Consider the following 11527-nt stretch of genomic DNA (forward strand, 5'->3'; position numbering starts at 1 on the left):
GGCCGAAACGTGAGGTGCATGGTCAGTAAAGCATCAAGTGGCCGTGCGGCCCTGCTCCTCGAGTGCCTGGTCGACCGAGGACACATAGTACTCGGTGGCGAACGCGCCCTCGGGTTCCTTGAGCCAGACCAGACACACCAGCCAGCTAATGAAGGCACCCGCCGCGATGATCAGGAAAAATTGCGTGGGCGTCACGAAGGTATAGATCGTCAGGTACACCACCGCCCCCACGTTGCCATAGGCGCCGGCCATGCCGGAGATCTGCCCGGTGATACGCCGCTTGATCGAGGGGATGATGCCAAAAGTGGCGCCCTCCGCCCCCTGCACGAAAATCGACGTCGCGATGGTCACTATGATCGCGAGGATCAGTGGCCAACTGGCATTGAGCAGCGCCATCAGCGCAAACCCAACGCTAATGCCGAACATGTAGCAGAGCATGACGAAGCGGCGGTTGCCTAAGCGATCCGACACCATGCCGCCCATGGGCCGGGCCACCAGGTTGACGAAGGCGAACGAAGCGGCGATCAACCCGGCCGTGGCCGCATTGAGCCCCCAGGTTTGCTCGAAAAAGAGCGGCAGCATCGACACCACGGCAAGCTCCGCGCCGAAGTTGGCAAAGTAGGTGGTGTTGAGCGCGGCCACGCTATTGAAGGGGTACTTGTCATCCTCGGGTACGCCCTTGCGCAAAATGGGTAGATTGACCCGCAAAATCTGCACGATCTGATAAATGATGATCGCGACGATCACCAGGTACGCCGCCACCGCGCCGCTCATGGGCAGATAGCCCATGTCCTGGATACGCCAGACGAGCACGGCCAACACGCCGACCAGCGGAATGGTCCAGACGATGAGTTTGATCATGTCCGCCCAGGAGCTGACCTCCATGGCGGCGGTTTTGCGCGGTTTACGGTGGGCGGCGGCGTCCGGGCCGTCGGTGATGGCGAACCAGTAGTAAACGCCATAGGCCGCCATTACGATGGCGCTTTGGGCGATTGCCCAGCGCCAGCCGTCCGGGCCGCCATACATCGAGAGCGCAATCGTCGGTAGCGACATGGCCGCCACCGCCGAGCCAAAATTGCCCCAGCCGGCGTAGAACCCTTCGGCAAAGCCGATATCCTTCGGCTTGAACCACAGCGCGGTCATGTGAATACCCACCACGAAGCTCGCGCCAATCGAACTTAACACCAGCCGAGCGACCAGCAATTGCGTCATGCTGTTGCCGAAGGCGAAAGCCAGTGCCGGTACCGACATGCTGACCATCAACACGGAAAACACGCGCCGGGGGCCGAAGCGGTCAAGCATCATGCCGACGATGATGCGCGCCGGGATGGTGAGCGCGACGTTACAGATCGCAAACAGCTTGAGATCGTCCTGGGTCAGCCAATCGACGCTCTTGAGCATGCTCGAGGCCAGCGGCGCCATGTTGAACCAGACATAAAAGGTAATGAAAAACGCGATCCAGGTGAGGTGTAGCGCCCGGATCTCGGGGCTTTTGAATTTGAAAACGGCAGATACTTTCATGGCCATTTCGTCCTGTATTCGACGCGCGGGATCGCCGCGGCTCATGGGCTGGCTAGCGTATGGGCTGGCCAGGTGAAGAGGAGAGCCCGTCAGGGACTGGGCAGAATCAACAACGGACACTCGGCGCGGCGCGCCAAAAACGAGCTGACGCTGCCAAAGGTCATGTAGTCGAGTTCGTCGACGAAGTAGGTCAACGACTTGGCGATGATGCCGCCGTCGGGCTGATGGCTGTGGCGCGCGATGACCAAAAGGTCCGGCGCGAGCTTGCGGGTGGCGGCGAGCAGCATCTTGCGCGCATCGCCTTCGGCCATTAGCTGCTCGGCCTGAAACCCTTCGCCGGTGGCGAACGCCACGCCTTCTTCCAAGTGCTGCTTTAATTGCGCGTGGGCTTGCTGAAACAGGGTTTCGTTATGGTCGGTGGCATCGAGCGGGTTTTCGGCCACCCCCACCAGGGTGATCAAGGGCTGGTTGCAGCGAAACATGTTCACCACCTGAGCGAGCGCCAGCTTGGCGTTTCGCGAACCGTCGTAAGCGAGCATTATTTTCATGAGTCCTCCCGCTGGGGGGTAGGGAAAAGCCCCGGAGCCGGGCTCCGGGGTTAAGGGTTAAGGGTTACGGATGCTGGCGCCCTGACGCAGGTAGAACCACCAGTTGATGCCCAGACAAACGGCGTAGAAGACGGCAAAGCCGTACATGGCAAGCTCCGGGGTGCCCGCCTGGATCTGCGCGCCGATGATGCTGGGGGCGATGAAGGCGCCGTAGGCGGCGATGGCCGAGGTCCAGCCGAGTACCGGGCCTTTCTGCTGCGCATCGAAGATCACCCCGATACTGCGAAAGGTGGAGCCGTTGCCGATACCGCTGGCGGCGAACATCACGATGAAAAGCAAAAGGAAGAGCCAGAAGAACGCATTGGGGTCGGTGGCGTTGTAGGCCAGCATCATCACATAGCCGGTGGCAATGGAGGCCACCACCATGACCGCGGAGATGATCTGGGTGACGATAGCGCCGCCCACCTTGTCGGAGATCCAGCCGCCGACCGGGCGAATGAGTGCGCCGACGAACGGCCCTATCCAGGCCCAGGTGAGGGCGCTCGGGGCGTTAGGGTTGACCACGCGCACCAGGCTCCCGTCGGCGGCGCTCTCCATCATGTTGCCGAAGATCACGTTGATCGACAGCGGCAGCGCTGCCGAAAAGCCGATGAAGGAGCCGAAGGTGAGGATGTAGAGAATCGTCATCGCCCAGGTGTGCTGATTGGAAAAGATCGCGAACTGCTTCTGGATATTGGGCTTGATGTTGCCGGGTATCAGGCGCAGCAGGACCAGGGTCAACACGATGGTGAGCGGCAGGGCCACCCACATGTTGAGCCAGGCGAGCGCCAGCATGCCGAGGATCGAGGTCAGAAGGCCCACACCGTAAAGTCCGAGAATCTTGCCAAAGGCGGTGAGGGGCGCGCCCGGGTTGGGGGTGATCGTGCGTATATTGTTCATGCCGAACCAGCCTAAAAAGGCGAGCGGCACCAGCAACACCAGCCAAACGAAACCGGCGTTTTGAATCCAGGTGTCGGTGCCGGCCTCGATACGCCCGATCAAGGTGCCGCTGGCGCTTTCCAGTGCCATGGGGCCGCCGGCCAGCGCCCCGAAGAGCCCGACGGTCATCACCAGCGGAATCAAAATCTGCATGGTGGTGACGCCGAAGTTACCCAGCCCCGCGTTCATGCCCAATGCGTAACCCTGCTGCTTGCTGGGGTAGAAGGTCGAGATGTTGCTCATCGAGCAGGCGAAGTTACCGCCGCCGATGCCGGAAAGCAGCGCCAGCGCCTGGAAGATCCAGAACGGCGTATCCGGGTTCATCAGCGCAAGGCCGGTACCGGCGGCGGGAATGGCCAAAAGCGCCGTGGTCAAAAAGATGGTGTTGCGCCCGCCGGCAATGCGAATCATGAACGAGGCGGGAATGCGCAGCGTCGCCCCGGAAAGCCCCGCCAGTGCCGTAAGCGTAAAGAGCTGGTCGACGGAAAACGCAAAGCCCAGGTTCTGCATTTGGGTGGTGATCATGCCCCACATCATCCACACCGCAAACCCGACCAGCAGGCTTGGAATGGAGATCCAAAGGTTGCGGTTGGCAACGTGTTTACCCTGCTGCTCCCAGAAGCGCTCGTCTTCGACATCCCAAGTGACGATGTCGGCATTTCTCTTGGTCATGATGGTTCCCCTTTGCGTAAACCATTACCTGGCGTCGAACCAATAGCGGCTCACCGATAAGGGAAAGATACGCGCGCGAGGGGAGGCTGGGAATGGCCCTGAATGTCAGCAAAATCAACAGCCTACCTCTTTATAGGTAGGTGCCTGGAAGAGCCAAAAGACTGATTTCATTGAAGAAAAAAACGAAGGGGTAAGCGCGCCGAGAAGCGAAGGCACCGGCGCGCTATTTGGAGGTATCTACATTGATTCGCTAGTCGTTGATGCCCGCCTGCACCGCCCAAACGGCCGCCTCCACCCGGGAGCGCAGGTTGAGTTTCTTGAGCAGGTGTTTGACGTGCACCTTCACCGTGCCTTCGGTGATATCCAGCTTGCGTGCGATCAGCTTGTTGGAAAGGCCGCCGGCGAGCTGGCGTAAGATCTCGCGCTCGCGCTGAGTGAGACTGCGAATGTCCGGCGCGGTGGGCGTTGCACGCTGGTTGCGCAGCGCCTCGGCCAGAAGCGCGGTAAGACTTTCGCTGATCACCATGCGCCCGAGCGCTGCCTGGCGCAGCTGGCGCACCATGTCCTCGGGCTCCATATCCTTGAGCAGGTAGCCGTCGGCGCCGGCGCGCAGTGCCGCCACCACGTCCTCCTCGTGATCGGAGACGGTGAACATGACGATGCGGCCGCTAAAGTCGTTCTCCCGCAGGCGGCGAAGGGCCTCCAGGCCGTCGATATCGGGCATGTTCAAATCGAGCAGGACCAGGTCGGGCTCGAGCGAGAGCGTCATCCGAATGCCTTCTTCGGGGCTGCCGGTATCGCCAACCAGTTCCAGGTCGTCTTCGAGTTCGAGAAGCTGCGCCACGCCGCGGCGCAAGAGCGGGTGGTCGTCGATGATCAAAAGTGTGGCAGGGGTATCGTGGCTAGTCTGAGACATTAAAGATTCCGTGTGCCTGAGTGAGCATCGTCAGTGGCCGCTGTCGGCGGCTGTTGAGTCAAGCGAGCGGTCAAGGGGGTGAAGATGACATCCACGCAGGCCCCGCCCCCGGGGCGATTGCGAATGGAGAGCTCGCCGTTCAGGGTGTTGGCCCGGTCGCGAATGATGACCAGGCCGTAATGCATCGGTGGCGAGACGTCGCTTTGAAGGCCGATGCCGTCATCTTCCACGCGGACCTGCAAGCGGGCATCTCTAAAGCGCACGGTGATGCCGACCCAAGTGGGCTGGGCGTGCTTGTGCGCGTTGGCCAGCGCCTCGCGGATGATCTGCAGAACGTGGATCTCTTCATTGGGGTTGAGCAGGTAGGGCGGTACGTCGTAGTCGAGTGCGACCGCAAACCCCAGGCGCTGGGTGAACTCGTCCGTGGTTTGGCGCAGCGCGAACTGAAGCCCCGGGCCTTCCAGCTTGAGTCGGAAAGTGGTCAAAAGCTCGCGAAGCTGGCGGTAGGCGCTGTTCAGGCCGCTACGCAGCTCGTCGATCACGGTCGCCTGGGCCTCGCGGGAGGCCTCTTTTTGCTGCATGCGCTCGAGCCGGGTCACCTGCATCTTAAGATAAGAGAGCGACTGCGCCAGGGAGTCGTGCAGCTCGCGGGCGATGATCGTGCGCTCGTTGATCAGCGTGACCTGCTGCTGTTCGTCGATACGCCGCTGCAGATAGATGGCAGTGGCGAGCTGGTCGGCCAGAATGTTCAGAAGCCGGCGGGTGTTATCGTTGAGCTCGCCTTCGGGATACCACACCTCCAAGTTACCCAGTAGCGTATCGCCGGCGCGAATGGAGAGCGTCAGGCATTGGAGGCGCTCACCTGGCGTGGGCAGCGGGTCGATCAGGCACGCATCGCAGGCCATGTCGCGGCAGTACTCGGGGCGTTTCACCGAGTGGGTCTCCAGCACCGGCATGATGCGTTGATCGAAGGGGTCGTTGAGCGACAGGCGGATGGGGCCGATATTCAGAAGGCTTTCCAGCTCGCGCAGCATGGGGGCGGCGCTGGCGCAAAGATCGTTGCCGCCGCCGAACAGCGTGCGGCTGGCATCGTGCATTACCCGCATGGCCTGATTACTGCGCTCGAGCGCCTGCTCCTTGCGCGAGACGCTCTCTTCGAGAGCGGCGTAGCTCGTTGCAAGCTCAGCGGCCATGGTGTTGAACGTTCGCCCCAACCGCGCCAACTCGTCACTGCCCGTAAGTTTGGAGCGCTGGTTGAAGTTGCGCTTCGCCACTTCCCGGGTAAGCGCCATGAGCTGGTGCAACGGGGCGACCAGGTTGTGGCGCACATCGAAAAGGGCAATGGCGACGACCAGGCTAATGAGTAGCAAAAAGAGCACCTGCATGATGCCCAATAGCCTTACCTTGGCTTCGGTACTATGCTCCAACTGCTCGACGAGTATCTCGATATCGCCGACCAGCGTGGCCACCATGGTCTCGAAGGTGTCGAGGTCGATGTCACCACCGGCGCTCGCTCGTGCCAGAGCAGGCTGCACGGTCTCCTGCCAGTAGGTTTGAATATGGGTGAGCTGCTGGCGCCGCTCATGGTGGGCCTCCTCGGGCACGCTTTGCTGCAGGGTATCGCCAAACAGCCGCTGGTCGAAGCGCGCTACGATCGTGCCTAGCGGCTCGCCAATGGACTCATCCGGGGCGTACTGCAAGGACTGAAGCGAACTTAGAATCCGGAAGGCGTTCATGCGCAGTGACCCGGCCACGTTGATCGCCGAGGCGTCGCCGCGGGTGCTGTTCGACATGGTCATGGTCAGCGTGATGCTGATAAAGGCCATGGCGCTGATCGCGATCAGGGAGGCCATGATGCGGGCCACCAGCGAGCGTTGGAGCAGTTTCATAACGGTTCCAGCCGCCTTGGACGGAAAGAGGAGTGGGGCGTTATCGCGGTCGCCATGTGAGGTACTATCCCTTTGGGAGTAGACGGGCTACTCACAATGATTTTTGACCTGGATAAGACGAGTGCCGACAATTCTGGCATGTCTTCTGGCGCCTTCCTAGCCTAACGGAAACCTCACGATGCCCACTAGTGTGCCCCATGGCGCGGAAACCAGGCCGCCGCCACTCCCTGTCAATGACTACCAAAGGCTGGTCGCGATGCTGTTGGTGCCGCTGGCCAGCGCGGTGGCGGTGGCGGGCTGGACGCTTTACGCCATGCTCGCCGCCCGCCCGGCCTATGTATTGCTGCCCCTGGCGAGTGGCCTGCTGTTGGCTCTGCCTTGCGGATACTGGGCGCGGCGTTATAGCACCTGCTACTTGATGCTTGGGCTGTTGGCGGGGCTGGCTCTGGCGCTGCTGCTCTTTGGCGTTGCCCATAAGCCCTGGCAGTTCGGGCTGCTGGGTGTCGGGTTTGGGCTCGGGGGTGGCATCATCACCATCGGTGCCGCCCATGCCCGACGGTGGCTGCCCGGCTGCTGGCCATGCCTGGCCGCAACCCTTTGCGTGGCCACCCTGGCGGGCGTGGGATTTTCGCTGCGCCTGGTGCCGCTGGTGGTGCAGGCTTATGGCTGGCGAGCGGCTCCGTTGAGCCTGTTGGTGCCTTTGGGGATGATCATGCTGCTGCTGTGGCTGTTCGTCGAGGCGCCGCAGGTGGCACAGTGCTCGCTGAGCGACGGTGAGGGGTAGGCGAAAGGAGAGCCTTGCGTGATAGAGCACTACTTTTTGATCAAGCACCTTCACATGGGCGCGGCGGCGCTGAGTATCGGTCTTTTTTTGGTGCGCGCCTGGTGGTCGGTACGCGAAAGCCCGCGCCTGCAGGCGCGCTGGGTGAAAATCCTGCCGCACCTCATCGATACGGTGCTGCTGGGCCTGGGGGTCACGCTCATGGTGACGCTGCGGTTCTGGCCCTGGCAGCAGCCGTGGCTGGCTGCCAAGTTACTGGCGCTTTTGGTTTACATCGGCGTTGGCACCCTGGCGATCAAGCGGGGCGCCACGCCACGCCGGCGTGGCGTGGCCGCGCTGCTGGCGGTGGCGGTGTTCGCCTACATGGTCGGCGCCGCCATCCGGCACAGCCCGCTTTCCTGGCTTGCGTAATGGCGGCCTGGGCCAGTGCCCGGCGCAAAAGCGCCGGCCTTTTTACGTCAGCATGTTGAGGTACTGGCGCACCACGGCGGCGTTGTTGTAGCGCTCCTCCTTCGAGGCGAACACCAGGGTGACTTTCTCCTTTTGGGCGCGCCTGGCAAGCTCGCGCAGGCGCTCGCGATGGCCGGTCAACTCCTTCATGTAGCGCTTGCGAAAATCGCCCCACCCGAGGGAGCCGTCGTGAAACGCCTTGCGCAGCGCGCTACTCGGGGCGATCTCCTTGGGCCACTCGTCGATGTTGGCCTCTTGCTTTGAAACCCCGCGGGGCCACATGCCGTCTACCAGCACGCGGTAGCCGTCCTCCTTGTGCGGTGTGTCGAAGGCGCGTTTCAGTTCGATTGCCATATTCCCTCCTCGATTCAGTAAGCCCAGACGATCGCCATCAATAGCCCCCAGGCCAGCACGCCGGCGGCCATGATGGTGTGAGTGACCGACATCAACGCGACGTCGCGGGTGTGGCGCTCGCAAAGCGCCTGTAGACCGTGGTAGACCAGACTACAGGCGAGGGCTAGCGCTGCCAGTACCAGTACCGCATTGACGACCAGACTGGGGACTAAAAGCCCTAGCGACGCGACCCAGAGTGGCAGCGGCGCCAGGGCGGCGAGCAGGTAGGCACTGTGATAGTCGATCGACAGCTCGTCGTGGCCGTTGACCACCGCCTGAATCAGCCAGCCCATCACGAAGAAGGTTAAAAGCTCGGCGAGAAACAGGATGGTCGTAATGAAGCGCCACTGGCGTTCGGCAAACCCGGCGGCGAAGGTATCGCCGTAGTGAGTCCCCGCATAGAAAAGCAGAATGGGCGGCAATAGCGACATGGGCAGCACCACGCCCCAAGCCAGTGTGGCGATGGAGGGGCGGTGTCGTTTGAGCGCTGGCCAGCCCGTCTGGTGAGTGAAGGGGAGTTGCAGGATATTGAGTGGCGTCATGATCGCCTCGCTTGTCGTTTGGAACGCACGTACCGGAAATGAGCGAATGCTTTATATCACGGTATGATATTATTTAGATTTAAGACGATCATGGGTATTTGTCAAGAGGAGAACGCAATGGCCGACGCGCCGCTATCCAAGCAGGACTTCCACAAGCTCTCCGACTTCCGCTATCAACTGCGCTGCTTTCTCAGGCAGAGCGAGGACATCTGCCGAGAACACGGACTGACGCCGCTGCAGTATCAGCTCCTGCTACACCTGATGGGGTTCGAGGGGCGCGAGTGGGCGAGCATCGGTGAGCTTGCCGAGCGGCTGCAGTCCAAGCACCACGCCGTGGTGATGCTAGTGGATCGCTGCGAACAGCTCGAGCTCGTCGAGCGCCGCCCCGGGCGAAGCGACGGTCGCCGTATGGAGGTCCACCTTCTGCCCAAGGGTGCGCAGCGCGTCGAAGCGATTGCCCGGCGCCACCAGCCGGAGCTTCGCCACTTGAACGAGAAGCTGGACCTGCCGGGGATCGCCGATCTGCTCTAGGAATGCGGGCCGGCGTTTGAAGCTTCTGTCTCCCTCTTCTACTGTATTGAGTACATTCAAGAGACAGGGAGCTGTCATGCCGATCGTTAAAAATCTCGAAGACGTCACACCGACCATGGTTCAGGATGCCGAGGCCGCCACGGACACCGGGCCGGATGCCAATCCGGGTGGGCATGAGCACACCAACAACCCGGTGGCGGACTTGGGTATGTCGATAAAACCCTTCATCGATCAGGGCATGTCGAGAAAGGAAGTCGCTGATCGTATCGGCGCCTCGACGGATCTGGTGGATCGCTGTATTAGCCACCCCATCGTCGCCCAGCTGGATGAAGGCACCGACGGGCGCTAAACGTCTGCCAAAAGGCCTTAAAGACAAGACCTTCAAGCCAGGATTTTTCAAGCCAGGGTCTTGAGAAAGAATTCGGCCCCCGGGTGTATCGCACACCCGGGGGCCGTTTTTCGTCAGGCGGCTTCGAGCGGGCGCGCCGGGCCGAAGTGTTCGAAGTGACGGCGGCTCTCCTCGATACCCAGCTCCGCCAGGGTGGCGTTCATTGCCGCCATGAAGCCTTGCGGGCCCACGAAGTAGCAGCGCGTGTCCAGGTTGGGCAAGTAGCGCGCCAACAGGTCGCGGTTGATGCGGCCCAGGTGATCCGCTTGGTCGCCCCGCTCGTGGACGTTGACCACTTTGAGCTGATCGGGGTAGTCCTGGGCCAACGCCTGGATGTCGTCGCGAAAGGCCTGATGCTCGCCGTCGATGGCCGCGTGCATGTATACCACCTGGCGCCCCTGGGAGAGCGCGTGGCGCGCGATGGGTAGCATCGGCGTTTGGCCCACGCCGCCGCTTGCCAATAGTACCGGCTCGTTGCCCTCGGCCAGGGTGAGATCGCCGGCGGGGGGAAGAAGCTCCAGCGTATCGCCGGGTTTCAGCACGTCGTGGAAATGTCGGCTGACGCGGCCTTGTTCTTCGCGCTTGATGGAGATGCGGTAGTTCTCGCCATTGGGCGAATCGGAAAGGCTGTAGTGGCGATACACCGGCTCACCATCGATCATCACGCGCACGCCGATGTACTGGCCGGGCACGTGGGCCGCCACCGGGCCGCCATCCTCGGGTTCGAACACGAACGAACGGATGACCGAGCTTTCCTGCTGGGTGCGCGCGAGCTTGAAGCGACGCGTACCCCGCCAGCCGCCGGGGCGGCTTTCGAACTCGCGATAGCGCTGATCCTCGAGGTCGATCAAAAGCGCGGCCAGCTCGTTATAGAGCGCGGTCCAGGCGTCGGCGATCTCGGGGGTCACGGCGTCGCCCAGCACCTCACCGATAGTCTCCATCAAGCATTCGCCCACGATCGGATAGTGCTCGGGCAAGATACCCAACGAGACGTGCTTGCTGACCACGATGTCCAGCGCCGCCCTCGCCTTGGCGGGGTTGCTACGTAGCTGAACGTAGGCCAGTACCGAGGCGGCCAGCGCCCGCGGCTGGCTGCCGTTTTCCTGGTGTACCTGGTTGAAGAAGGTCTTGACCTCGGGGTAGCGCTTGAACATCAGCTGATAGAACTGCTGGGCGATGGTGTTGAGATGTTCGGCAACGACGGGCGCGGTGGCGCTGATCAGGGCTTCTTGTTCGTGGCTGAGCATGGCGTTTTTCCTTATAAGATGTATTTCATATGCATCTTATAAAGCGCGTTTTGAAAACACAATCTGAAAAGGGCGAGGCAAATTGATCTCAGTCAAGGTTATGTCGTTCAGTCTCAGGCGTTGACGGCGGGAATGCGCATCAGCCCGGCAAGCTCGGGGTAGCGGTTGTCGAGTACGTCCGAAAGCGTGTAGCGGTCGAGCACGGCGAAAAAGGCGGCCAGCGCCTCGCCCAAAACGGACTTGAGCTGACAGGAGGGGGTAATGACGCAGGTGTTGCCTCGCTGAAAGCACTCGACCAGGCCCATATCGTGCTCCATTTCGCGCACCAGCTCGCCCATTTTGATCGTTTTCGGGTCGCGCGCCAGCCATAACCCGCCGTGTTTACCCCGGGTCGCCGTCACGTAGTTTTTCTGGCTCAACTCCTGAACGACCTTCATCAGGTGGTTGCGCGAGATCTCGAAGGTCTCGGCAATCTCACTGATCGTTGCGCGCTCTTCCCCTTTCACGGCGAGATAAATCAACACGCGAATGGAGTAGTCGGTGAATTGGGTAAGTTGCATGGAAGGTGCGTTGCTCCTGATTGGGCCGTTCGCCGTTGGATCCAGACCATTATAAGAAGATTGGGGGCCGCGCGGCTAATCCCGGCTGACACGCGCTCTATCACCTTGGAG

At 61.5% G+C, this 11527-nt stretch carries 13 protein-coding genes; 4 read left to right on the forward strand and 9 right to left on the reverse strand.

What is annotated here, in order from left to right; all coding sequences use genetic code 11:
- Positions 1–33: 33 nt before the first annotated feature.
- From ACWHRL_RS01565 to ACWHRL_RS01585, 5 genes are all read right to left on the reverse strand, one after another.
- Positions 34–1521, reverse strand: coding sequence for an MFS transporter (locus ACWHRL_RS01565; RefSeq protein ID WP_447894952.1), 1488 nt, complete (start codon positions 1519–1521; stop codon positions 34–36).
- Between the two features lie 89 nt (positions 1522–1610).
- Positions 1611–2069 (reverse strand): universal stress protein, encoded by a 459-nt coding sequence (locus ACWHRL_RS01570; protein ID WP_447555085.1) that lies wholly within the window; start codon positions 2067–2069, stop codon positions 1611–1613.
- Positions 2070–2126: 57 nt separating this feature from the next.
- Positions 2127–3719 carry an antiporter gene (locus ACWHRL_RS01575; protein ID WP_447555086.1) on the reverse strand — a complete coding sequence of 531 codons (1593 nt, stop codon included), beginning with the start codon at positions 3717–3719 and terminating at the stop codon, positions 2127–2129.
- Positions 3720–3969: 250 nt separating this feature from the next.
- Positions 3970–4635: a two-component system response regulator NarL gene (gene narL, locus ACWHRL_RS01580; protein WP_447527547.1), complete on the reverse strand. Its 666-nt coding sequence runs from the start codon at positions 4633–4635 to the stop codon at positions 3970–3972.
- Positions 4635–6524, reverse strand: coding sequence for a histidine kinase (locus tag ACWHRL_RS01585; protein WP_447894953.1), 1890 nt, complete (start codon positions 6522–6524; stop codon positions 4635–4637). Before ACWHRL_RS01585 ends, narL begins: the two co-directional genes overlap by 1 nt.
- A gap of 178 nt (positions 6525–6702) precedes the next feature.
- On the opposite strand from ACWHRL_RS01585, the gene ACWHRL_RS01590 reads away from it, so the two are divergent.
- Complete coding sequence (locus ACWHRL_RS01590; protein ID WP_447894954.1) at positions 6703–7308, forward strand: hypothetical protein; 606 nt, start codon at positions 6703–6705, stop codon at positions 7306–7308.
- 21 nt (positions 7309–7329) lie between these two features.
- Positions 7330–7716, forward strand: coding sequence for a SirB2 family protein (locus ACWHRL_RS01595; RefSeq protein WP_447896139.1), 387 nt, complete (start codon positions 7330–7332; stop codon positions 7714–7716).
- 42 nt (positions 7717–7758) lie between these two features.
- On the opposite strand, the gene ACWHRL_RS01600 is transcribed toward ACWHRL_RS01595, so the two are convergent.
- Positions 7759–8109: a DUF488 domain-containing protein gene (locus ACWHRL_RS01600; protein ID WP_447894955.1), complete on the reverse strand. Its 351-nt coding sequence runs from the start codon at positions 8107–8109 to the stop codon at positions 7759–7761.
- Positions 8110–8123: 14 nt separating this feature from the next.
- Positions 8124–8690 carry a YIP1 family protein gene (locus ACWHRL_RS01605; RefSeq protein ID WP_447527551.1) on the reverse strand — a complete coding sequence of 189 codons (567 nt, stop codon included), beginning with the start codon at positions 8688–8690 and terminating at the stop codon, positions 8124–8126.
- Positions 8691–8807: 117 nt separating this feature from the next.
- Here ACWHRL_RS01605 and ACWHRL_RS01610 point away from each other — a divergent pair, with 117 nt between their 5' ends.
- Complete coding sequence (locus ACWHRL_RS01610; RefSeq protein WP_447527552.1) at positions 8808–9221, forward strand: MarR family winged helix-turn-helix transcriptional regulator; 414 nt, start codon at positions 8808–8810, stop codon at positions 9219–9221.
- A gap of 76 nt (positions 9222–9297) precedes the next feature.
- Entirely contained in the window at positions 9298–9570 is a 273-nt protein-coding gene (locus ACWHRL_RS01615; RefSeq protein ID WP_447527553.1) for a hypothetical protein, read from the forward strand.
- 113 nt (positions 9571–9683) lie between these two features.
- Here the strand turns inward: ACWHRL_RS01615 and hmpA are convergent, their stop codons facing one another.
- Together hmpA and ACWHRL_RS01625 are read right to left on the reverse strand one after the other, a co-directional pair.
- The gene (gene hmpA / locus ACWHRL_RS01620; RefSeq protein ID WP_447527554.1) at positions 9684–10856 is read right to left on the reverse strand and encodes an NO-inducible flavohemoprotein; all 1173 of its coding nucleotides are present in this window, start codon (positions 10854–10856) and stop codon (positions 9684–9686) included.
- Between the two features lie 113 nt (positions 10857–10969).
- Positions 10970–11416 (reverse strand): Rrf2 family transcriptional regulator, encoded by a 447-nt coding sequence (locus ACWHRL_RS01625; protein ID WP_447555092.1) that lies wholly within the window; start codon positions 11414–11416, stop codon positions 10970–10972.
- Positions 11417–11527 lie beyond the last annotated feature (111 nt).

The organism is Vreelandella sp. GE22, assembly GCF_968212445.1.

Coding starts and splice junctions, on each gene's coding strand:
- ACWHRL_RS01570 (WP_447555085.1), bottom strand. CDS start 2,069: ATGAAAATAATGCTCGCTTACGACGGTTCGCGAAACGCCAAGCTGGCG.
- ACWHRL_RS01615 (WP_447527553.1), top strand. CDS start 9,298: ATGCCGATCGTTAAAAATCTCGAAGACGTCACACCGACCATGGTTCAG.
- hmpA (WP_447527554.1), bottom strand. CDS start 10,856: ATGCTCAGCCACGAACAAGAAGCCCTGATCAGCGCCACCGCGCCCGTC.
- narL (WP_447527547.1), bottom strand. CDS start 4,635: ATGTCTCAGACTAGCCACGATACCCCTGCCACACTTTTGATCATCGAC.
- ACWHRL_RS01605 (WP_447527551.1), bottom strand. CDS start 8,690: ATGACGCCACTCAATATCCTGCAACTCCCCTTCACTCACCAGACGGGC.
- ACWHRL_RS01600 (WP_447894955.1), bottom strand. CDS start 8,109: ATGGCAATCGAACTGAAACGCGCCTTCGACACACCGCACAAGGAGGAC.
- ACWHRL_RS01565 (WP_447894952.1), bottom strand. CDS start 1,521: ATGAAAGTATCTGCCGTTTTCAAATTCAAAAGCCCCGAGATCCGGGCG.
- ACWHRL_RS01575 (WP_447555086.1), bottom strand. CDS start 3,719: ATGACCAAGAGAAATGCCGACATCGTCACTTGGGATGTCGAAGACGAG.
- ACWHRL_RS01590 (WP_447894954.1), top strand. CDS start 6,703: ATGCCCACTAGTGTGCCCCATGGCGCGGAAACCAGGCCGCCGCCACTC.
- ACWHRL_RS01625 (WP_447555092.1), bottom strand. CDS start 11,416: ATGCAACTTACCCAATTCACCGACTACTCCATTCGCGTGTTGATTTAT.
- ACWHRL_RS01610 (WP_447527552.1), top strand. CDS start 8,808: ATGGCCGACGCGCCGCTATCCAAGCAGGACTTCCACAAGCTCTCCGAC.
- ACWHRL_RS01585 (WP_447894953.1), bottom strand. CDS start 6,524: ATGAAACTGCTCCAACGCTCGCTGGTGGCCCGCATCATGGCCTCCCTG.